At 54.7% G+C, this 22392-nt stretch carries 20 protein-coding genes and 1 other RNA gene; 7 read left to right on the top strand and 14 right to left on the bottom strand.

Annotated features, from left to right (window positions below; genetic code table 11):
• Nucleotides 1-25: 25 nt before the first annotated feature.
• The 6 genes from DZE2538_RS01780 to nudF all read right to left on the bottom strand — a co-directional run bounded on the left by DZE2538_RS01780 (nucleotide 26) and on the right by nudF (nucleotide 5606).
• Complete coding sequence (locus tag DZE2538_RS01780; protein WP_019843592.1) at nucleotides 26-922, bottom strand: LysR family transcriptional regulator; 897 nt, start codon at nucleotides 920-922, stop codon at nucleotides 26-28.
• Between the two features lie 12 nt (nucleotides 923-934).
• Nucleotides 935-2830 carry a DNA topoisomerase IV subunit B gene (gene parE, locus DZE2538_RS01775; protein WP_016943068.1) on the bottom strand — a complete coding sequence of 632 codons (1896 nt, stop codon included), beginning with the start codon at nucleotides 2828-2830 and terminating at the stop codon, nucleotides 935-937.
• 201 nt (nucleotides 2831-3031) lie between these two features.
• Nucleotides 3032-3613: an esterase YqiA gene (gene yqiA, locus DZE2538_RS01765; protein WP_012883076.1), complete on the bottom strand. Its 582-nt coding sequence runs from the start codon at nucleotides 3611-3613 to the stop codon at nucleotides 3032-3034.
• A complete protein-coding gene (cpdA, locus tag DZE2538_RS01760; RefSeq protein ID WP_038915429.1) occupies nucleotides 3613-4440 on the bottom strand; it encodes a 3',5'-cyclic-AMP phosphodiesterase in 828 nt (275 codons plus the stop codon). The genes yqiA and cpdA overlap by 1 nt, the downstream gene beginning before the upstream one ends.
• 108 nt (nucleotides 4441-4548) lie before the next feature.
• On the bottom strand, nucleotides 4549-4971 hold the full coding sequence (locus DZE2538_RS01755; protein WP_019843590.1) for a DUF1249 family protein: 423 nt from the start codon (nucleotides 4969-4971) through the stop codon (nucleotides 4549-4551).
• Nucleotides 4968-5606, bottom strand: coding sequence for an ADP-ribose diphosphatase (gene nudF / locus DZE2538_RS01750; protein ID WP_019843589.1), 639 nt, complete (start codon nucleotides 5604-5606; stop codon nucleotides 4968-4970). Before nudF ends, DZE2538_RS01755 begins: the two co-directional genes overlap by 4 nt.
• A gap of 402 nt (nucleotides 5607-6008) precedes the next feature.
• On the opposite strand from nudF, the gene tolC reads away from it, so the two are divergent.
• The 3 genes from tolC to DZE2538_RS01735 all read left to right on the top strand — a co-directional run bounded on the left by tolC (nucleotide 6009) and on the right by DZE2538_RS01735 (nucleotide 9495).
• The gene (gene tolC / locus DZE2538_RS01745) at nucleotides 6009-7421 is read left to right on the top strand and encodes an outer membrane channel protein TolC (RefSeq protein ID WP_038912932.1); all 1413 of its coding nucleotides are present in this window, start codon (nucleotides 6009-6011) and stop codon (nucleotides 7419-7421) included.
• 173 nt (nucleotides 7422-7594) lie between these two features.
• A complete protein-coding gene (locus DZE2538_RS01740) occupies nucleotides 7595-8323 on the top strand; it encodes a DUF1190 family protein (protein WP_038915428.1) in 729 nt (242 codons plus the stop codon).
• An 11-nt stretch (nucleotides 8324-8334) separates the two neighbouring features.
• Complete coding sequence (locus DZE2538_RS01735; protein ID WP_038912929.1) at nucleotides 8335-9495, top strand: glutathionylspermidine synthase family protein; 1161 nt, start codon at nucleotides 8335-8337, stop codon at nucleotides 9493-9495.
• Nucleotides 9496-9562: 67 nt separating this feature from the next.
• Here the strand turns inward: DZE2538_RS01735 and ygiD are convergent, their stop codons facing one another.
• The 3 genes from ygiD to rsmI form a co-directional block, all read right to left on the bottom strand.
• The gene (ygiD, locus tag DZE2538_RS01730) at nucleotides 9563-10351 is read right to left on the bottom strand and encodes a 4,5-DOPA-extradiol-dioxygenase (protein ID WP_019843585.1); all 789 of its coding nucleotides are present in this window, start codon (nucleotides 10349-10351) and stop codon (nucleotides 9563-9565) included.
• Nucleotides 10352-10527: 176 nt separating this feature from the next.
• Nucleotides 10528-10906: RNase P RNA component class A (gene rnpB / locus DZE2538_RS20050), an RNA gene on the bottom strand.
• Nucleotides 10907-10931: 25 nt separating this feature from the next.
• Nucleotides 10932-11819 (bottom strand): 16S rRNA (cytidine(1402)-2'-O)-methyltransferase, encoded by an 888-nt coding sequence (rsmI, locus tag DZE2538_RS01725; RefSeq protein WP_038915427.1) that lies wholly within the window; start codon nucleotides 11817-11819, stop codon nucleotides 10932-10934.
• Between the two features lie 59 nt (nucleotides 11820-11878).
• On the opposite strand from rsmI, the gene DZE2538_RS01720 reads away from it, so the two are divergent.
• From DZE2538_RS01720 to dolP, 4 genes are all read left to right on the top strand, one after another.
• On the top strand, nucleotides 11879-13945 hold the full coding sequence (locus tag DZE2538_RS01720) for a penicillin-binding protein activator (protein ID WP_038915425.1): 2067 nt from the start codon (nucleotides 11879-11881) through the stop codon (nucleotides 13943-13945).
• Nucleotides 13942-14298: a YraN family protein gene (locus DZE2538_RS01715; protein ID WP_023638728.1), complete on the top strand. Its 357-nt coding sequence runs from the start codon at nucleotides 13942-13944 to the stop codon at nucleotides 14296-14298. Before DZE2538_RS01720 ends, DZE2538_RS01715 begins: the two co-directional genes overlap by 4 nt.
• 95 nt (nucleotides 14299-14393) lie before the next feature.
• Nucleotides 14394-14984, top strand: coding sequence for a DnaA initiator-associating protein DiaA (diaA, locus tag DZE2538_RS01710; RefSeq protein WP_013316039.1), 591 nt, complete (start codon nucleotides 14394-14396; stop codon nucleotides 14982-14984).
• 10 nt (nucleotides 14985-14994) lie between these two features.
• Nucleotides 14995-15570 carry a division/outer membrane stress-associated lipid-binding lipoprotein gene (dolP, locus tag DZE2538_RS01705; RefSeq protein WP_012883064.1) on the top strand — a complete coding sequence of 192 codons (576 nt, stop codon included), beginning with the start codon at nucleotides 14995-14997 and terminating at the stop codon, nucleotides 15568-15570.
• 114 nt (nucleotides 15571-15684) lie between these two features.
• Here the strand turns inward: dolP and DZE2538_RS01700 are convergent, their stop codons facing one another.
• From DZE2538_RS01700 to mnmL, 5 genes are all read right to left on the bottom strand, one after another.
• Nucleotides 15685-17004 (bottom strand): alginate lyase family protein, encoded by a 1320-nt coding sequence (locus DZE2538_RS01700; RefSeq protein ID WP_038915423.1) that lies wholly within the window; start codon nucleotides 17002-17004, stop codon nucleotides 15685-15687.
• A gap of 92 nt (nucleotides 17005-17096) precedes the next feature.
• Nucleotides 17097-17804 carry a monofunctional biosynthetic peptidoglycan transglycosylase gene (mtgA, locus tag DZE2538_RS01695; protein ID WP_413444872.1) on the bottom strand — a complete coding sequence of 236 codons (708 nt, stop codon included), beginning with the start codon at nucleotides 17802-17804 and terminating at the stop codon, nucleotides 17097-17099.
• Between the two features lie 38 nt (nucleotides 17805-17842).
• Nucleotides 17843-18496, bottom strand: a complete 654-nt coding sequence (gene elbB / locus DZE2538_RS01690) for an isoprenoid biosynthesis glyoxalase ElbB (protein ID WP_019843579.1) — start codon at nucleotides 18494-18496, stop codon at nucleotides 17843-17845.
• Nucleotides 18497-18732: 236 nt separating this feature from the next.
• Nucleotides 18733-21072 (bottom strand): aerobic respiration two-component sensor histidine kinase ArcB, encoded by a 2340-nt coding sequence (arcB, locus tag DZE2538_RS01685; protein WP_019843578.1) that lies wholly within the window; start codon nucleotides 21070-21072, stop codon nucleotides 18733-18735.
• A 138-nt stretch (nucleotides 21073-21210) separates the two neighbouring features.
• Nucleotides 21211-22140: a tRNA modification radical SAM protein MnmL/YtqA gene (mnmL, locus tag DZE2538_RS01680; RefSeq protein WP_023638722.1), complete on the bottom strand. Its 930-nt coding sequence runs from the start codon at nucleotides 22138-22140 to the stop codon at nucleotides 21211-21213.
• Between the last annotated feature and the right edge of the window lie 252 nt (nucleotides 22141-22392).

The following is a 22392-nucleotide window of genomic DNA, read 5'->3' as shown; positions in this document are numbered from 1 at the left end:
GCGCAGCATTCCATGCACTTCACCACTACAGTGGATGCTGCGCTACTTTCTCGCTAAGAAAATCCAGAAAACAGACAATCCGGCTGGCCAGTTCCGTATTGCGGTAGTACACCGCGTTCACTGGCAGACGCCGGTCTAACGTCTCTTCTGCGAGCACCTGCACCAACCGACCCGCCGCCACATCGTCCCGGGTCATAAAATCCGACAGCCGGACAATCCCCTCCCCACTCAACGCCAACTGGCGCAGCATTTCACCATTGGATGCCGCGATCGTCGGCGAAATAGGGTAATCATCGCCAAATGCACTACGCAGCGGCCAGAGATTTAACGACTCGGACTGGGTAAACCCCAGCAAAGTGTGGCCCGCCAGCGCGTCCACACTCAGTGGCGTGCCGTGACGGTTCAGGTAGGCAGGACTTGCCAGAAGACGCAGCCGGGTGGCCCCCAGCGGCCGGGCATGGATGCTGGAGTCACGCAATTCACCGATACGAATCGCGATATCGGTTTGCTGTTCCAGCAAATCGATAATCAGATCATCGCTATTTAATTCCAGCAAAATGCAGGGATAACGGCGGCGAAACTCCGGAATTATCGGCACGATCACATGCTGCATAAACGAGGCGGCGGCGTTAATGCGTAGCCGGCCACAGGGTTTACTGCGACGCAGCGCCATTTGTTCTTCCGCCAGCTCGACGGCATACAACGCGTCCCGCGCATGTTGCAAAAAGATCTGCCCTTCTTCCGACAACGCCAGCCGACGGGTAGTACGGTGCATCAGCGTCATGCCGAGCTTATTTTCCAGACGACTCAACGCCCGGCTGATCCCCGAGGTGGTTTGCCCCAGTTGCCCAGCCGCAGCGGTGACAGACCCACAGTCCACCACCACCACGAATGCCTGCATCTCTTCCAGCGTGACTTTCATCGTACCCAGGCGTCAGACGTCAAGCTCAGCCTTGTCGCCCTTCTCCTGCAACCAGTTGCGGCGATCTTCGGAACGTTTCTTCGCCAGCAACATATCCATGGTCGCCATAGTCTGCTCAATGTCCTGCTCACTCACCGTAAGCTGTACCAGACGGCGGGTATTGGGATCCAACGTGGTTTCACGCAGTTGCATCGGGTTCATTTCACCCAATCCTTTGAAACGCTGCACGTTAGGCTTGCCTTTCTTACGTTTTAACTGTTCGAGGATACCGGCTTTCTCTTCTTCATCCAGTGCGTAGTACACCTCTTTTCCGAGGTCGATGCGGTATAGCGGCGGCATGGCGACATACACATGACCACCCTGCACCAGTGCGCGGAAATGACGCACAAACAGCGCACACAACAGCGTGGCAATGTGCAACCCGTCGGAATCCGCATCCGCCAGAATACAGATCTTGCCGTAACGCAACTGGCTCAGGTCGTCACTGTCCGGATCGATACCGATCGCCACCGAAATATCGTGGACTTCCTGCGATGCCAGCACTTCGTCCGAGGAGACTTCCCAGGTGTTGAGGATCTTACCCTTGAGCGGCATGATCGCCTGATACTCACGATCGCGCGCCTGTTTAGCCGAGCCGCCCGCCGAATCCCCTTCCACCAGGAACAGTTCGGTTTTGCTCAAATCTTGCGAGGTACAGTCCGCCAGCTTACCGGGCAGCGCCGGACCACTGGTCAGTTTCTTGCGCACCACTTTCTTGGCCGCGCGCATACGACGCTGGGCGCTGGAGATAGCCATCTCCGCCAGTTGCTCCGCCGCCTGTACGTTCTGATTCAGCCACAAGCTGAACGCATCTTTGACCACACCGGAAACGAATGCCGCCGACTGACGTGACGACAGCCGCTCCTTCGTCTGACCAGCAAATTGGGGGTCCTGCATCTTCAGCGATAACACATAAGCGCAACGCTCCCAGATGTCTTCGGCACTGAGCTTAACGCCACGCGGCAATATATTGCGGAATTCGCAGAATTCGCGCATCGCATCCAGCAACCCTTGCCGCAAGCCGTTGACGTGAGTACCGCCTTGCATGGTCGGGATCAGGTTAACGTAACTTTCGGTCAGCAGTTCGCCGCCTTCCGGCAACCACAGCAGCGCCCACTCCACCGCTTCGGTATCGCCGGGAATAGCGCCAACGAACGGTTTTTCCGGCAATGTTGGCAGGCCGTTGACCGCTTCGCACAGGTAATCGCTCAGACCGCCCTGATAACACCAGCGCTGCTCGGTATCGTTCACGCCGTCTTTAAAGACAATTTCCACGCCGGGGCACAACACGGCCTTGGCTTTCAGCAGGTGCGTCAGGGATAACACGGAAAAACGCGGGCTGTCGAAGAACGTCACATCAGGCCAGAAGCGTACCCGGGTGCCGGTGTTACGGCGACCACAAGTACCGGTCACCGTCAAATCCTGTACTTTATCGCCGTTTTCAAACGCGATGTCGTAGACCTGGCCGTCGCGGCGTACCGTCACTTCCACCCTTGTTGACAGCGCGTTTACTACGGAAATACCCACGCCATGCAAACCGCCGGAAAACTGGTAATTCTTGTTGGAAAATTTCCCCCCGGCATGCAGACGGCAGAGGATCAGCTCGACAGCGGGAACCCCCTCTTCCGGGTGGATATCCACCGGCATCCCACGCCCATCGTCAATCACCTCTAGCGACTGATCAGGATGCAGGATCACATCGATACGACGGGCGTGGCCAGCCAACGCTTCATCGACGCTGTTGTCTATCACCTCTTGTCCCAGATGGTTGGGACGGGTGGTATCGGTGTACATCCCCGGACGGCGGCGCACCGGCTCCAGCCCGCTGAGGACTTCAATCGCATCAGCGTTATAACTTGATTGCGTCATGGTTAGAATGCATGTTGTCGTTGTTTGAAAGTCAGAGTTTGAAAGTCAGACGGTATCCCGCGATTATACGTGGCGCAGGCACCACGCCAAGCGTTGATTATCAGGATGAAAAGCCCCGTCAACACGGGTTTGACCAACCTGACAAACGGGATAGGGGTGATGAGGGGCGCCAGCCGTTCATCGCGGCGACGCCAGGATGAGTCAGTCCACCGTTAATCCAAGAAAATCGATCATCGGCGCAAAATAGTGCTCAAACCCTACAAACGCATGATTACCGCCGGACTCCACCGTCTGGCGACAGGCCGTGTAGTAAGCGACGGCCTGGCGGTAATCCAGCACCTCATCCCCGGTCTGCAGCAGGCACCACAGTAAATCCGGAGACTCCAGCGGTTCGACCTGCATCACCTTGAGATCGTAAATGTGCCGAGACTCTAACACATATTGCTCGCCGGTGTAGGGGTTCTGCTGTTCACCCAGGAAATCGAGCAGCAATTCGTAGGGCCGTACCGCGGGGTTGACCACCACCGCAGGCAGGCGAAAACACTGTGACAGCCAGGTTGCGTAATAGCCGCCCAGCGATGAACCAACCAGACCGAGCGGGCGTCCGGCACGATCCATGACCAGTTGTTCTATCATTTCCGCCGCTTGTGCCGGGTAAGGCGGCAATTGCGGCACCAGCATATCAATCTGGGGATGGTGCTGCGCCAGCCACTGCTGCAACGCCGTGGCTTTCGCCGACAACGGCGAACTATTGAAACCGTGAAGATAAAGCAGGGTGGGCATCAGTAACCTTCCGAATCCATATCTGGCAGGAATTCATTTCCTTCAAGGCGACAGACCCGGGTTTCCACTCCGCCATCCGGCAACAGTTCCAGATAGCGCCAGCCGGGCGCGACATTATCAATGGTAAAATTAGTGCAGTGCGGCTTGAATTGCACGCAGGTCGATGGCGTCGCCAGCAGGCGGCGGCCGTTCCAGTCCAGATCCATTTCCTGATGGATATGGCCGCATAATACGGTACGCACTCGCGGGAAACGGGACAACAAGGCATCCAAACTGTGGGCATTACGCAGGCTATGTTGGTCCAACCAGGTACAACCCGACGATAACGGATGATGATGCAACATCAATAATGTATGACGTTCCGGCTGGCTTTGCAGGCTGCGATCCAGCCACTCCAGTTGGTATTCGCTCAGTTCGCCATGCGGTACGCCAAATACCTGACTATCCAGCAAAATAACCTGCCAGTGCTCGCCCAGCAGCACATGTTTGGATGGTGCAATACCCGAACGGGCCAGCACATCGACCATCGCGGGCTGAAAGTCATGGTTGCCGGGTAACCAGACGCAAGGTGCGCCAAGACGACGAATACCCGTGGCAAAATGCATGTACGCGTCCTGCGTATGGTCCTGCGCCAAATCTCCGGTAGCGGTAATCAGATCGACATTCATTTGCTGAGCTGCGATAGCATTCAGCACCGCCTGATAGCTGCGGTTAGTATTCACGCCGAGCAGGGTCCCCTGCTCGTCGGCAAAAAGGTGGGTATCTGTTATTTGTAAAATCCTGACTCTGGCCCCACTCGCCACAGGAAGTGTCAACAGGCTTTCCAAATAGTGTCCTTGGGTCTTTGCAATCTGCCTAACTAATCGATCCACACCCTTAAATAGCCCGGGTTGCAGCAAGGCGGCTCACGCCCTGCAATCTAAAGGTGGATATGTCTAACACACGGGAACCGACATTGAACCACACGCCAGGCAATATCTTAGCCAGTCGGCAAGAAACTGATTAATCTGATGCTTTTCGTCACGTTGATGTAACTTCTTGTTCGGATAATCATAACGTGCCTTAAAGCGGAAGATCTGCTGACTGGAACACACTTCCGCAACCATCGCATCGTAGTAGAGCCGTACCGCCAGCGTCGGCAGGCTCCAGTAGCTGACCGACGGAGCAATCTGCTGGATCTCCACCAGCGCCGTATACCGCGTAGACTCCAGAATAGTTAAACGGTAACTGGCGTTATGAACCTGATACACCACCGCCGCGCCCACTTCTTCATTGCGAGGCAGCAGACGGCGTAACTGTGCGAAGTTCATTTCGTTAAGCCGCATCATTTCCGGGAAATCCGGGGTATAGCGCTTCATTGTCCGTCCACCCAGGCTTTTTTTAATGTCTCATGGTGCAATGCCAACCATTGCAAGGCAATGACAGAAGCGGCGTTATCAATAATCCCTTGTTCTACCCACTGGTAACTCTGTTCACGGCTGACGACATGCACGCGGATATCTTCGTTTTCTTCCGCTAAGCCATGAATACCGCTGGCGGCGCTGGCATCCACCTCGCCAACCCAAATCGCCAGACGCTCACTGGTGCCGCCGGGGCTTGCCAGATAACTGAGCGCCGGAATACAGCGCTGTACAACCAGCCCAGCTTCTTCCTCCGCTTCCCGGCGCGCGACCTCTTCCTGACTTTCACCGGGTTCGATCATGCCGGCTACCAGTTCGAACAACCACGGTGACGGGCTGGTGTCATAAGCGGCGATGCGAATTTGTTCTATCAACACCACTTCGTCGCGTACCGGGTCATAAGGCAGCAACACAACGGCATGGCCACGTTCCAGAATCTCCCGGCTCACTTCATCACTCATACCGCCATTAAACAGGCGATGGCGGAAGCGGTAGCGTTGCAGTGAAAAAAAACCCTTGTAGAGCGTTTCACGTGCAATAATTTCTACATCATCTTTGGCAAAAGTACCGGGATGTGTATCTGAGGACGCCATAAACTCAACTCCTGTGGACAACACGGCGGGTCAGCCATTTTTGTGTGGCGAAAACGTGGACAGGCGCTCACCGTTTTGTGCAATATTCATCGTGCAATCGTGCCAACCCGATACGGATAATCAGGTGCGGAAAGTCTACCAGCAAGAATGAGGCGTTCCAGGTCTTAGCGCAATGTCTTTGCGCCCCCTGAAACGGCAATCCTGCCGGGGCAGTCTCTGACACGCTGCCGGGCATTGTGCCCAAACCCAAACTGCTAAGTAAAATAGGCTTTTGGGATAACCGCAAGGAAAAGATGGCACATTCAGCCACCTAATTCGATTAGCCGATTCTGATAGAATCGACAGGTATATCGTCTCAAGATGGCGCAACCAAAAAACTTTGCTGCACAACAAGGAATGCAAATGAAGAAACTGCTACCACTTCTCGTCAGTCTGGGTCTGATTGGCTTTAGTGCCGCAAGCCAGGCCGAAGACCTGTTACAGGTTTATCAGCAGGCTAAAACAACCAATCCGGATTTACGCAGCGCTGCCGCCAACCGAGACGCGGCTTTCGAGAAAATTAATGAAGCTCGTTCGTCCTTGCTGCCCCAGTTGGGTTTAGGCGCGGACTATACCTACAGCAGCGGATATCGCGACCGCAGAAACATCAATAGCAATGCGACCAGCGGGTCGCTGCAGTTAACCCAGTCCATCTTCAATATGTCGCTGTGGCGTGCACTGACTCTGCAGGAAAAACAAGCCGGTATTCAGGATGTGAGCTACCAGACGTCCCAGCAAACCTTGCTGCTCAATACCGCCACCGCCTACTTCAACGTACTGCGCGCCATTGACTCGCTGTCTTACGTTAGCGCCCAGAAACAGGCTATCTACCGCGAACTGGACCAGACCACTCAGCGTTTCAATGTCGGCCTGGTTGCCATCACCGACGTGCAAAACGCCCGCGCTCAATACGACAGCGTACTGGCGAGCGAAGTGACCGCACGCAACAATCTGGATAACGCGATGGAAACCCTGCGTCAGGTGACCGGGCAATTCTATCCGCAGCTCGCCGGGCTGAATATCGATCGCTTCGCGCCACAGCAGCCTGGTGCCGTGAACGGCCTGCTGAAAGAAGCGGAAAACCGCAACCTCAGTTTGTTGTCTGCCCGTTTGAGCCAGGATCTGGCCCGTGAGCAGATCCGCTCTGCGGAAAGCGGCCACCTGCCTACGCTTAGTCTGACCGCCTCCACCGGCGTCACCAATACCAACTATTCTGGTTCTAATGCGGTTGGAAGTAACTTCACCGACACCTATGTGGGGCAGAATCAGGTTGGCCTGAGCTTCTCGTTGCCGATTTACAGCGGCGGCGGTACCTCATCCAAAGTGAAACAGGCGCAATATAGCTTTGTGGCGTCCAGTGAGAGCATGGAAAGCGCACACCGTTCGGTCATCCAGACGCTGCGCTCCGCCTATAACAATATTTCCGCCTCGATCAGTAGCGTCAACGCTTACAAACAAGCGGTGGTATCAGCGCAAAGCTCGTTGGATGCCATGGAAGCCGGTTATCAGGTGGGTACCCGTACCATCGTTGATGTGTTGAGCGCCACCAGTACCCTGTACAGCGCTAAACAGCAGTTGTCCGGTGCACGTTATGATTACCTGGTCAACCAGCTGAACCTCAAGCAAGCGCTCGGTACGTTAAATGAAGACGACCTGCGCACACTGAACGCCATGTTGGGCAAACCGGTCTCCACCTCAGCGAACGTCAGCGAAGACATTCCGCCTGCGGTTTCCACGCCGGTAGCCGCTAAAACCACCACCAAAGCCAGACCGTAATCACATCACCAGGGGAACCAGAACGGCTCCCCTGGTTTTACTCCTTAGGGCACGTACCCGCCCCTGATGCTTTACAAGCCATTCCCCCTTCTCCTATGCTTAAGCGCGTCTTATATCTGCATACTTATTATTAACATGATGGGCATGATGCCCTGTTCCTCTGGGATTAACCGATGAAAAGAACGTCAGACATTAACCACGCGCGTTTTCGTAAACGCTGGGGTTACCGTATTGCTCCAATCGCACTGGCTGTCAGCGCCACATTTATTCTTTCTGGTTGCGAGAAAACCGACGAAACCGTTTCGCTCTACCAGAACGCAGATGATTGCTCTCGTGCCAACCCGTCCATGAAAGACCAGTGCACCACCACTTATAACAATGCGCTGAAAGAGGCGGAAAGAACCGCGCCCAAATTCGCGACCCGTGAAGAATGCGTGGCGGCGTTCGGCGAAAGCCAGTGCGCTCAGTCAAGCACAGGGACAACGACGGCCAGCGCAGCGCCACAGCAAAGCGGCAGTTTCTGGATGCCGCTCATGGCGGGATTCATGATGGGTAAGCTGATGGGCGGCAATAGTTTTGCTCAACAGCCGGTGTTTCGCCCGAATACCCCCAATAATCCGGCCAACGGCAGCTATGTGGATGCCAACGGTAAGAATTACGGGTCCACCGCCGGGCGCACCATCACCGTTCCGAAAGACGCCATGACGCCCAAACCGACGTCCAGCATCACCACCACCCGTGGCGGCTTTGGCGATACCGTGAACCGACTCAACAACGCACCGGCGGCTAACATGACGGACAACCGTGATAAATCCAGTAGCACGGCGGGCTATGCGACAGGTACCGGTACACGCTCAAGTGGCGGCAGTGAAACCCCGATTCGCCGCTCCTTCGGGGGATAAGGTCGCCAGCCATGAAACGTATTGCGATTAACGAACGCCCGAACTGGCGGGAAAAAGCGGCCGAATATGGTTTTCAGTTCCATACCCTGTATGGCGAACCCTACTGGTGTGAAGATGCTTACTACCAGTTTACGCTGGCGCAAATTGAAGAGCTGGAAGAGACCACCGCCGAGCTAAACCAGATGTGTTTGCAGGTCGTCGATAAAGTAGTCAACAGTGAGGCGCTGTTGACCAAATTTCGAATTCCCCGCCATACCTGGGACTTCGTGCGCAGTTCATGGCTATCGCGTCAGCCAGCGCTCTATGCGCGTCTCGATCTGGCTTACGACGGCAAAAGCCCCGCCCGGTTGCTGGAAAACAATGCGGATACCCCGACGTCATTGTACGAATCCGCCTTCTTTCAGTGGATCTGGCTGGAAGATCAGATCCAGGCCGGCCTGCTGCCACCGCACGCGGACCAGTACAATAGCTTGCAGGAAAAGCTGATCGAACGTTTTGAATACCTGCGAACCCACCACGGTTTCGGTGCACTGTATTTCACCTGCTGCCGGGATACGGAAGAAGATCGGGGAACGGTGCAGTATTTGCAGGATTGTGCACAGGAAGCGGGGATCCCGAATCAATTCCTGTATATCGATGAGATCGGTTTAGGGGATCGTGGGCAATTTACCGATTTGCAGGACAACACCATCGGTAACCTGTTCAAACTCTATCCGTGGGAGTTCATGCTACGCGAAACCTTCTCCACCAAACTGGCGGATGCGGGGGTACGCTGGCTGGAACCGGGCTGGAAAAGCGTGCTTTCCAACAAGGCGCTGTTGCCGATGTTATGGCACATGTTTCCTAACCATCCCAATCTGCTGCCAGCCTATTTCACTGAAGACAATCCACCGGCTATGAGTGACTATGTGGTCAAGCCGCTGTTTTCGCGCGAAGGTGCCAACATCCAGATTTACCGGCAGGGTCAGCAAGTCGCTGCCGTAGATGGCCCCTATGGCGAAGAAGGCTCTATCGTGCAGCAATTCCACCCACTACCGCGATTCAATGATAGCTATACGCTTATCGGCAGTTGGCTGGTGGGCGATAGTCCTTGCGGCATCGGGCTACGGGAAGACCGGGAACTGATCACTCAGGATTTATCCCGCTTCTATCCGCATATCATTCTGGATTAACGCCAGAGCGCTGCTGCACAACCACAGGTATCGCGCTGACACGCGATACCTGTTTTCGGCCGGTGACTCACCCTACCTGCACGGACATCATGCTGAGCGAGCCCATCACAATGCCGTCCGTCGGTGTCGATATCGGCTCCTGACCATTCCAACTGCCCAGAACATACAGCAATGGCAGAAAATGATCCGGCGTCGGGTTAGATAGCGCGGCGTCATTGTGTTGCATGAAATTCACCAGTGGGTGTTCCGCGCCATCCCCCTGCCAGCTCAGGTTACTGCGAACAAAATCGTTAAACGAGGTAGCCCAGCTATAAGGAGAACCGTCACCGCTCCACTTGATCATCCGCAGATTGTGCACCACGTTGCCGCTGGCGACGATCATGATGCCTTCATCACGCAACGCGGCCAGTTTACGACCCAACTCATAGTGGTAAGCCGGTGGCTTAGTACCATCGACGCTGAGCTGTACAACCGGGATATCCGCTTGTGGATACACCTTAATCAGTACCCCCCAGGTGCCATGGTCCAAACCCCACTCCTGATGATCCGCGTAAACCTCAACGGGCGACAGGACCTCCTGCACCCGTTTAGCCACGTCAGGGGCTCCGGGAGCAGGGTAGCGGGTATCGAACAATGCCTGCGGGAAGCCACCGAAATCATGAATCGTTCGCGGCTGGCTCATTGCCGTCACCGCGGTGACGCGGGTATACCAGTGTGCGGATACCGCTACAATTGCTTTCGGACGTGGCAGGGTTTCGCCCAGTTTACGCCAGGCCCGTGTGTATTCATTGTCTTCCAGCGCATTCATCGGGCTCCCGTGGCCCAGAAACAGTGCCGGCATCCGGGAAATGCTCATAACGATATCCTTAGTAATAGTGTGGGTAGCGAGTACCGATAGTGACTACTTTACCCCTCCTGTTTCGTCGATACAGTCGGATAACCATGATGATGATTGTCAATAAATTTGACGATTTAGTCGTATCACCGGAGAAAGACATAAAAAAAACCCCGCCGATTGGCGGGGTTCTGAAAGAGTGAAGTTGACCGATAAGCCGGGTTCTGTCGTGGACAGTCATTCATCTAGGCCAGAGCTCGCGCGCTGGCTCAAGCAGCCTACCCGGGTTCAGTACGGGCCGTACCATGTGAACCCCTATTTGGCCTTGCTCCGGGTGGAGTTTACCGTGCCACGGACTGTTACCAGCCGCGCGGTGCGCTCTTACCGCACCCTTTCACCCTTACCTGATCCCGCTTGCGCGGGCCATCGGCGGTTTGCTCTCTGTTGCACTGGTCGTGGGTTTCCCCCCCAGGCGTTACCTGGCACCCTGCCCTATGGAGCCCGGACTTTCCTCCCCTCCGCCCGTCTCCCCCTAACGGAGGACGACGACGAAGCGGCGACTGTCTGGTCAACTTCGGCGCGGATAATAGGACAAATTGTCCTACTTGTCATCTTCCGATGCACCTTCACCGTTTTCTTGTTCCAACCCATAACGGTAAAGTGCGTTCTTTTTCACACCGTGAATCTCTGCCGCCAGCGCCGCCGCTTTTTTCAGCGGCAATTCTGCCCGCAACAATTGCAGGGTGCGCAACACCGCCGCAGGCAACGCGTCTTCATCAGGCTGATGCCCTTCCACAATCAAGACCATCTCGCCTTTACGGCGGTTCTCATCTTCCCGTACCCAGGCCAGCAATTCCCCCACCGGCGCGCCGTACAGCGATTCCCAGGTTTTGGTCAGTTCCCGAGCCAGTACCACGTAGCGATCCGCCCCCCACACCTCAACCATATCCTGCAGGCTATCCAGCAGCCGGTGGGTTGATTCGTAGAAAATCAGCGTACGCGCCTCTTCCTGCAAATCACGCAAAGTGTCTTTACGCGCTTTAGTTTTTGCTGGCAGGAAACCTTCATAACAAAAACGGTCCGATGGCAAACCAGCGGCAGACAACGCCGTGATCGCTGCACACGGCCCCGGCAACGGCACGACACGCACGCCAGCCTCACGGCATCGACGAACCAAGTGGTAACCGGGGTCGTTAATCAACGGTGTACCCGCATCCGACACCAGTGCGATACTCATGCCTTGCTGCAGTCTGTCCAGCAATTGTTCTGCCTTTTGCTGCTCATTGTGGTCATGGAGTGCGAACAAGCGCGCATTAATGGCGAAATGTTGTAACAATAAACCAGTATGCCGGGTATCTTCTGCTGCAATAAGATCAACCTGTTGCAGTACCGTCAACGCTCGCTGCGTGATATCCGCCAGATTGCCGATAGGCGTGGGAACAATGTACAGCGTGGAGGCGGAAATCTGAGCTTGTTGGTCTTGATTCATTGTTTCATCCGGTTTGCCGATTTAATATTGAGCATCGTTAAAACATCACTGGATACAGTATGCTTCCGTTAAATTCTGTCCGTACCCATGCAGGTCGTCTGGTTCCTGTTATGCTGGCGGCTCTGTTTCTCGCTGGCTGTCCCAGCCAGGCCCCACAAGGCACCGCGCCCCAACAACGCGTGGAGAGCAAAGCCGGCGCATCTTCCGACTACTACCTGCAGCAGATGCAGCAAAGTGGTGATGATAGCAAGGCTGACTGGCAATTACTTGCGATTCATGCCCTGATTCAGGAAGGCAAACTCCCGCAAGCGGGCAACCAGTTAAGCGCATTGCCGTCGCAGCTCAGTGACAAACAGCGCCAGGAGCAACGTCTGCTGACAGCTGAACTGGCCGTCGCGCAGAACGACATGAACGCGGCGAACACCACGCTGGCACAGCTGGACGTGAAATCGCTCTCTCCTCAACTACAGGAACGCTACTACCAGACAGAGATCAACGCCGCTCAGGGTCACTCATCTCTGACGCTGATTCGTGCCTATATCGGGCTGGAACCGCTGCTACAAGGGGATGCGCATCAGCGCAATATAGACCAGACCTGGACGGCATTGACCCAGCTAACCCAGCAGGATCTCGGTTCGATGGTCATCAATGTCGATGAATATACCCTGCAAGGCTGGCTGGATCTGCTGAATCTCTGGCAGACCAAAGCGCAAGTCCCGGCGGATCTGCAAGCCGCCATCGCAGACTGGAAAAAACGTTATCCACGCCACCCGGCGGCTAAACAACTGCCGTCACAGTTAGGCGGTACCCCGCCGGCAGCGACAACAACACCTGCCGGCGAAACTGCCCCTGCGGGCAGTAACGCTATCGCGCTGCTGCTGCCGTTAAACGGGCAGGCACAGGTCTTCGCGAATGCGATTCAGCAAGGTTTTAGCGCGGCCAGAAGCGGCCAGGCATCGCTGGCAATGCCGGCACAACCCGCCCAGATAGCGCAAGCGGCGAATATCGCCACTGCTGGAGCGTCAGCCACCGCGACCCCCAATAGCACGATGCCGTCTATCCCGGCAATCTCTGCGCCAGCGCCAGCACCAGCACCTGCTCCTACCGCCACGGCAACCGCTATACCGATGGCAACGGCGGCGTCAGCCAGCACGATTCCGGTGAAAGTCTATGACACCTCCAATCAGCCGCTAGCCAACGTGATAGCCCAGGCGCAAAAAGACGGTGCCACGACTATCGTCGGCCCGCTGCTTAAAAACGAAGTGGAACAGCTACCGAGACTCAACCCATCACTGAATGTGTTGGCGCTTAACCAGCCGGAGCAGGTCCAGCCGAATGCCAACATTTGTTATTTCGCGCTGTCACCGGAAGACGAAGCGGCCGATGCCGCCGAGTTCATCCACAAACAGGGCAAACAACACCCACTGATTCTGGCCCCACGCGGTAATCTGGGTGATAGAGTAGTGGCTGCCTTCGCCAAATCCTGGCAACAGCAGTCAGGCGGTGTGGTCCTGCAACAGCGCACCGGCGGCGTGTATGACCTGAAACAGGCGATCAATAGCGGCGCTGGCCTTGCGCTCAATGGACAACCGGTGATAACCGCAACGTCGGCGCCGTCATCGTCTACCACCGTTGGCGGTCTGACTATCCCGAATCAGGCACCGCCAATAGCCAACGTCACCAGCGATGGTAACGTGGATGCGGTTTACATCATCGCCACGCCTGATGAACTCACCCTGATCAAGCCGATGATCGACATGCGTAACAAAGGCGCGCTGCACCCAGCACTCTACGCCAGTTCACGCAGCTTTCAGGCAGGTCTGGGACCAGACTTCCGGTTTGAAATGGAAGGGCTGCAGTTTAGCGATATTCCGTTGCTGACCGGAGCAAGCCCTGCGTTGATGCAACAAGTCAGCACACAGTTCCGTAACGACTATTCTCTGGTACGGCTGTTCGCCATGGGGATGGATGCCTGGAAACTGGCCAGCAACTTTGCACAGTTGCACCAGCCGGGAAGTTCGATTTCCGGCGCGACCGGTATACTGAGTACCACGCCGGATTGTGTCGTCAAACGTAAACTCACCTGGCTGCAGTTCCGTCAGGGACAACTGGTGCCCGCCTCCTGAATCGGCGTAACACCGGCGATCGCTACGAACAATTAGCCCGACGCCATCTCGAACGCGCCGGGCTGATTTTTGTCGCCGCCAACGTGACGGTGCGAGGCGGCGAACTGGATTTGATCATGCGCGATGGCAACAGCTGGGTATTTGTCGAGGTGCGTTACCGCCGTAACAGCGATTTTGGCGGCGCGGCGGCCAGTATCACCCGGCAAAAACAGCGATCGTTGCTGCACGCCGCGTCAGTCTGGCTGGCCCGTCAGGGTGCCAGTCTCGACGCCACCGATTGCCGCTTTGATGTTCTGGCAATAACCGGCTCACAGGTGGAATGGTTGCCGAATGCGTTTGGGCAACCGGATTAACACCTTGAATATTCGACACACGATGTATGAATGTTCAACACACTATGAATGTTCAACACACCACGATTTTCAACTTCAAAACAGGTTAACTGAACGTGCTGGAGAGAATTAAAGTCTGTTTCACGGAAAGCATTCAAACCCAGATTGCTGCGGCAGAAGCACTGCCGGACGCCATTTCGCGCGCAGCGCTGGCCATGGTGCAATCACTGCTCAATGGCAACAAAATCCTGTGCTGTGGTAACGGCACCTCTGCCGCCAACGCACAGCATTTTGCCGCCAGTATGATTAATCGTTTTGAAACCGAACGGCCTAGTCTGCCTGCGATTGCACTTAATGCTGATAACGTGGTCTTAACCGCTATCGCCAACGATCGCTTGCATGAAGAGGTCTATGCCAAGCAGGTACGGGCGCTGGGTCAGGCTGGCGATGTCTTGCTGGCGATATCTACACGCGGCAACAGCCGCGATATCGTCAAAGCGGTAGAAGCCGCCGTTACGCGTGACATGACTATTGTAGCGCTGACCGGCTACGATGGTGGTGAGCTGGCGGGTTTACTGGGGCAGCAGGATGTGGAAATTCGTATCCCGTCGCACCGTAGCGCCCGTATTCAGGAAATGCATATGCTAACGGTCAATTGTTTGTGCGATTTGATTGATAACACGCTTTTTCCACACCAGAACGATTAAGGAGCACCCCATGAGGATCTACCCTTGTATTGCCCTGCTGTCTGCTTGTCTGATGCTGCAAGGCTGTATTGGTGCTGTCGCGATTGGTAGCGCGGCGGTTGCAACCAAATCCGCGACCGACCCTCGGACTGTCGGCACCCAGGTCGACGATGGAACGCTGGAAGTCAGGGTATCTAACGCGCTGAGTAAGGATGCACAATTAGGCAAAGAAGCACGAGTCTCTGTCACCGCTTATCAGGGCAAGGTTCTGTTGACCGGCCAGGCCCCTAATACAGAGCTGGCAAGCAGGGCGAAACAGATAGCGATGGGCGTGGAAGGCACTACCGAAGTGTATAACGAAATTCGCAAAGGCACGCCGATTTCACTGGGTACCGCCTCCATGGATACCTGGATAACCACCAAAGTGCGCTCTCAGTTGCTGACCAGCGACCTGGTGAAATCATCCAATGTGAAGGTCACCACCGAAAATGGCGAAGTCTTTTTGCTGGGTATGGTGACTCGCCGCGAAGCGACGTCAGCCGCCCAGATAGCCAGCAAGGTCGGTGGCGTCAAACATGTAACGACCGCGTTCAGCTATCTCGACTAACCCCAACGCTTTACATGGCGGCCACGTACTGGCCGCCATAACCATTCGATATAAAACCCTCACGGTAAACACCGGGTGCAATAGCCTGCCGACAGCACGTTCTTGCTTACTTTCTTACTTAATGATGACGTCGTTGCCTGTTCCCCCAAAGGGTGGCGTCGACAACAACCAGATACTTCGCCGGGCATCCACACTGGCTGGGGCGTCATTTTTCCCCTGCGCTTCCCCGGTCAGCAACGACGTAAACCCGGCCTGTCGGATAACAGCCCGATAACGGGGAGCGCCGATAGCCCGTTCAGCCTGCAGCATCAGTGGAATTAACGGACTACCGTCGCGACGTTCACGCCCTATCGTCTTATAAGGCCAGGGCCTGGACGCATCCAGATAAGGGGCAACGAAATCGAGCGCCGACAACAGGCTTTCCCCTTGAGGTGTCTGATACCGCCACAGATTCTCGCCATACTTCTCGGCGAGGGTCTCCATCCAACTGACAGCCTGCAAATTGAAAACGCTATAATGGAACGACCGGGTTCTCGCCAGTTCCTCTGGTTGCGCGCCACCAGCCGCCAGTTGATGGTCGAGTTTCTGGCGCTGCAATGCCACCATGGCCTTTACCGTTTCCGTCTGCCCCAGATAGGCCGCAATACCCGCCACCTGTACTGCATACCAGCTACCGTGATTATTCTTCGCCGCCGCTTCCTGCTTGCCGTTATGGCTTGTCAGCAGCCAGTGCAGGTACTCCGTCATCCACTGACGCATCTGCTTATCGTCATTGGCAGTCCACCCCGGTGCCTGCTGCACGATGGCTAACGCATCCACAATACGGGTAGCGAAAAAACGCCCATCAAGGACACCCGCGCCGCGCCCCTCATTCCTGCCCGGAATCGCTTGTGCATAATTCAGGTTAGGGTTCATCCGCGTGTCAGGCGTGATAAACCAGGTACGAATCATGGAAATGGCTTTATTGGCATATTCAGGCCGTTCAGAGAAGTACCAGGCCAGCGCCAGCACATGTACCCTATCGGTAAACGTCGCCAGACGGACAGCATCGGTCTGTTCACCCTTGGTCGCCGGATTTACCTTACCGTCATGTCGCACCCAAGGCAGGCCGTCCTTTTGCTGTGGAGAAGGCCACCAGTATGCCGCCAGACTCAGATAGTCGTGACGGTCGCCCCCCGGCGGTATTGAAAGTTTTTGAGTAACCGTCAGGTCAGGTTTTTTCATCGCACTGTCTGCAGCCCGCAGCAATTGCTGATAAGCGAGTTGCCGCTGTGCAGGTACAGCCTGATTACGCAATTGCTGTTTTACCTGAGCAAGACTATCCGCATGCAAAAATACATAAGCAGAATTGTCTGTTTTGACAGAAGCCGCGTCGGCAGACACCATCAGTCCACACAGTAGCAGCGATATTAAAAAAGCCATGCCATACGGCATCTTCTATCTCCATTCAGGCTGTTATAATTTCCGAACAGGCCCCTGAAAACGGAAACGGCCTGAGAAAAACACCTGCCGGTTAATCAGGTTTGTTAATAGAGTCTATTCGCTTCCAGAAAATGCTCTCCGCCGATCTGCCTCATCTGACGCAAGATCCATTGCTGACGTCGTATGACATAACCTGTGGGTTTATTGACGTGGTAACGGATAGGATTCGGCAACACCGCCGCCAACAACGCCGCTTCTGATGCCGTCAACCGGCTCGCCGGTTTATTAAAAAACTGGCGAGAGGCCGCTTCAATACCAAAAATTCCAGGCCCGAATTCCGCAATATTCAGGTAAACCGTCAGGATACGACGCTTAGTCCACACCAGCTCAACCGCAACCGTCAAACCAGCTTCAAGACCTTTACGCAACCAACTGCGACCATCCCATAACAAGAGATTTTTTACTGTCTGCTGCGACAGCGTCGATGCGCCGCGAATACGGTTTTCATACTGCTCGTTATGTTTGAGTGCCGCCGAAATCGCATCGAAATCGAACCCCCAATGCTGGGGAAATTTCTGATCTTCTGCGGCAATTACGGCCAGAGGTGCGACAGCAGCAATGTCATCCATCGATACCCAATCAGAATGGGCCACATAGCTGAAATCACCACTCAACCAGGCGCTAAGTTGCCTGTCGATCATCACGGCGGAAAAAGGAACCGGCAGAAACGCAAACAGCAGGATTGCCGCCAGCCATATGGCGACGACACCCAGTAAGATACGCCACACCCAGCGACGTATCGAAACAGCCATGCGCGCCAGTCCCCCTTTCCCAGGACGCCCGCCTGGCCTCATTCAGCCAGTTCCAAAACACGCGCCACCAGTTTCTCAATTCCGCTGGCCGCTTCGCTAATCGAGTTAGCCAGCATATAGGCCGGCGTCGTCACAACCTTATGTGCAACGTCAACAACAATGTCATCCACTGGGCATTCAACATGTACACCACCCATCGCTTCTATCGCCTGAGCGGTTCCCATATCGTTACCAATTGTAAGCCGCACAGAGGTATCGAGCAGTTTTGGCAACATGGCCGGCGCGATGCAAATGAAGCCAATTGGTTTATTTTTCTTATGAATTTCACGTGTCAGTATTTTCAGTTCTTTATCAATCTCGCAGTCCGCCCCACGGGTGGCAAAATCACTCAAATTTTTTGCTGCACCGAATCCGCCAGGCACAATCAGCGCATCAAGCTGTTGGGGATCGGCACTGGATAATGGCTGGATTTTTCCACGGGTAATACGCGCCGACTCCGCTAAAACATTGCGTTTCTCACCTGTCACCTCACCGTTCAAGTGATTAATAACATGCAGCTGTTCTTTATCCGGCGCAAAGCAGACGGCTTCAGCCCCTGCGCGATCGATTGCAAGCAGAGTCAAGACAACTTCGTGAATTTCTGAACCATCATAAACACCACACCCACAGAGTACGACGCCCACTTTTTTCATCAATTATCCCTCATTTCATTACATCAACTAATTGATTTTTTGATTGACAAACACTAATCTACATCACACATTTTAATGATTCTTGTAACAAACAGCGCCATATTTGCTATGGTGTGTGTTGCCAGATGATGGGATTTCAAAAACGCTTGCGTACCAATGACATCTGAGAGCGAACGCAGGTGTACCACTTTCCCTGGTGTTGGCGCATAATTCGCGCACCCCGGCTTCGGTCGGGGTCATTTTTTTTCAGCCTCCGAAACCCAGTCTTTCAATACCTGCACATCCTGCTGCCAGTCGTGTTTCAACTCGTCAATCCACTCCTGTACGTTGTCCCACCATGCCGGTAATGTCGTGGTCTGAATCTGTTGCGCAACCTGTTGCAGATGTTTAAGCCCGACCGAACCCGCCGCCCCTTTGATTTTGTGCCCTTCTTCGGCGATGCCGTTCTGGTCACGGGCAGTCATGTTGGAGTCCAGAATCGCCAGATAACCGGGCATCATCTGTTCGAACATGGCCAGGCTCTGGTGAATCAGTTTCGGTCCCACCAGCGTCAGGTACTGCTCCAGCATCGGCACATCCAGAATACGATCATGCAACGACCCGGTATCCACCGCCACGGCTTCCTGTTCCGGTTGTGCATGATGATCCCAGTATTGCTGAATAACGGCGGTCAGCGCCGGTACCGCCAGCGGTTTGCTCAGTACGTCGTCCATGCCCGCATCCAGATACTCTTTTTTATCCTTGAGTACGTTTGCCGTCAGCGCGACCAGCGGCGGCATCGACTGTCCGGCATAGCGCTCACGCAGACGGCGTGCCACATCAAGCCCGGTCATGTCCGGCAACTGGATATCCAACAACACCAAATCGAACTCATCAGGATCAAACATGTCGAGCGCAGCCTGCCCGGTCATCGCCACCTCGACGCTGCTACCCAATTTTTCCAGTACCGAACGCGCCACGACGACGTTCAGCTCAATATCTTCCACCAACAGCACATGCAGCGCGGGCAGCGGCAGTTCATCCTGCTCATCGTCATCGGATTCATCACTATCGCCCACAGGTGCCGTTACCGTCAGCGTAAAGCAGGAACCTTTACCCAACTCACTGGTGACGTGGATATCCCCGCCCATGCTCTGTGCCAGGCGCTTAGAAACCGCCAGCCCGATACCGGTACCGGTCGCCGGTTTGCCGCCATGTTGGTCTTTGACCTGATAGTACATGGAGAAGATTTTTTCGAGCTCGTCGGCTGGGATCCCCATACCGGAATCCTCCACCTCAAAGCGCAGGCGATTGCCTTGCTCGTGCCAGACCCGGACCACCACTCGGCCTTCTCGCGTGAATTTCACCGCGTTGCTAAGCAGATTCCACAGGATCTGACGCAGCCGGGTGCCGTCAGTAATGATGGTCTTCGGCAACGGCTGGTGGAGTTCCATCTCAAGTTGCAGGCCTTTCGGCTGGGCCAGCAATCCACCGAGGTTTTCCAGATCCACCACGAAACCGACAAAATCCACCGGCTGATTATCCAGTTGGACCTTACGTCGCTCCTGTTTATCCATTTCGATGATGTCGTTGAAGATATTGCCAAGCGTAATGGCGCTGACGTGGATGGTTTTCAGGTATTTCTGCTGCTCAGTATCCAAATGGGTATCGAGCAGGATACGACTCAGACCGACAATGCCGTTAAGCGGCGTACGCAGCTCGTGGCTGATTGTAGAGATGAAGGTGGTCTTTTCCCTGCTGGCGTTCTCCAACGCGTCCTGATAGCGCTTACGCTCCGTAATATCGCGACCAAACCCCATGAGCCCATGCCGTTTTCCCATTCGGTCGTAAAACGGCACCTTACGCAGTTCAAAACAGGCTTTGCGCCCATCCGGATAAACCAGCCACTGTTCATAGGTCAATGAAACGTTGTGACGAAACACCTTCTCATCGGTTTCCATGACTTTTTCAGCAATATCGGGGGGGTAAACATCTTTCGGCGTCAGGCCAATCAGTTGCTTCTGGCTTTTGCCGAGCAGCAGTTCCATCGCCCGGTTACAGCCGGAAAACTCTTTATTTTCATTGCGGTAGTAGACCAGATCTGGCGAGGCATCAAGAAAAGAGCGCAGCAGCGCCGATTGCTGCTCCAGTTCAACCTGTGCCTGCTCACGACGCGCCATTTCTTCGCGCAACTTGGAAACCATCAGCAATCGGGCTTCTTCCGCCTTAATACGATCGCTAATCTCCTGATTGAGCTGGCTGATGTTACCCTGTAGCTGTTCGTTCAGTTCCTGATCGCGCTGGCGCATTTCTTCCAGTTTGGCCACCAGCCGGGACAGGCGCTGACGAGACTCTTCAAGCTGCTCGACCACCACCGACAAAAAATAAACCGCCCAAGGCGTAATCAATAAACCGAAGAAAATAGAGCGTACTACGTCGATATTTTCCACCTTGCCGGTGAGCAATAGCGTCACCGCCATTTGTACCACCAGCGCCAGCAAAACCAGCGCCGACGCCAGTAGCAGGGAAAACCGGACCAACCCCAGTTTGACCATTAAATCAACGTAATACTGCGCCAACAGCCTGATTTGCCTCATAACAGTGTTCCTTAGTCGTCAACACGCAAATCATACCGTAAAAAAATCATGTGCGTGGTAAATGAGCGGTCGATTTGCGAGCCGCCACGAAGATGAGTGTGTCGGGTAATGAGAATGTCGGTAATGCGTGTGTCGAATTTAGCGTGTCGAATAATGAAACGGCTGCCCCAACGCGGAACCTTGCGTCCCATGCTGTTGCAGGTAATCGTGAATGCCGACCATGCCTGTCCAACGGTTTTCGCACCACAATGGCGCCAGCAGCGTCGGACGTCGGGCGCTGGCAGAAATACGGTGGTAAACAATATCGGGCGGGGTGTGACGAATCATCTCACTGGCAATCGACACATAGTGCTCCAACGGCAGTGCCGCCAGTCGGCCCGCTTGCCAGGCTTTCGCCATCACGCTGCCGGTCACAATATGCAGCGGATGCAATTTAATCCCCTCGACACCGGCTTCAACAACGCGCTGCAACGTCGACAGACAATGTTCATCGCGCTCACCGGGCAAGCCGACAATCAGGTGGCTGCATACTTTCAGCCCTCTGGCACGAGCTCGCTGCACCGTCTGTTGGTAGCAGGCGAAATCATGCCCGCGATTGATACGCCGTAGTGTCCGATCATGGGCGCTTTGCAATCCCAGCTCCAGCCAGACTTCATACCCCTGCTCATGGTAGTCAGCCAGCAAGTCCAGCACTGTGTCCGGTACACAATCCGGTCGGGTGCCGACGCATAACCCCACAATGTCAGCCTGCGCCAGCGCCTGCCGGTACATGGACGCCAATACCTGCACTTCGGCATAAGTGCTGGTATACGCCTGAAAATAGGCCAGATAGCGGCTTGCGCGGTTGACCTTGCCAGCCTGTGCCGCTAATTGTTCAGCGATACTGCGCTGTTGCATCTGTTCATCCGCAAATGACGCCACATTGCAGAAAGTACAACCGCCCCGCCCCAGCGTACCGTCGCGGTTTGGGCAGCTAAATCCCCCGTGCAACGTCAGTTTATGGATTTTTTCTCCATAACGACGCTGAAGATCCCCACCAAACATATTGATTAATTTTTGCAATTGCATATTCTGATTCTTCATTTCACAAAAAATCAGCCTACCTTTCTCGCCCATTAACGGCGATGACCCCGATCAATACGCCCCAGTTTATGCAGCTGCATGTTTATTCGTTTTTAATGAAAATAAAATCACATTATTCCTGATTAATTTTTCTTATCCGCGAGGTTAATTCCATTAAAAGATGACCGTAAAATGAAAACAGTGTCATAAAGTAAAAAAAAGGCGCGAAACAGAATAAGATGCCACAAATTAAGACTA

The sequence above is a fragment of the Dickeya zeae NCPPB 2538 genome (assembly GCF_000406165.1).
GTDB lineage: Bacteria > Pseudomonadota > Gammaproteobacteria > Enterobacterales > Enterobacteriaceae > Dickeya > Dickeya zeae.
Note: the sequence above shows the minus strand (reverse complement) of the source record. Positions and strands in the feature narration are given on the sequence as shown.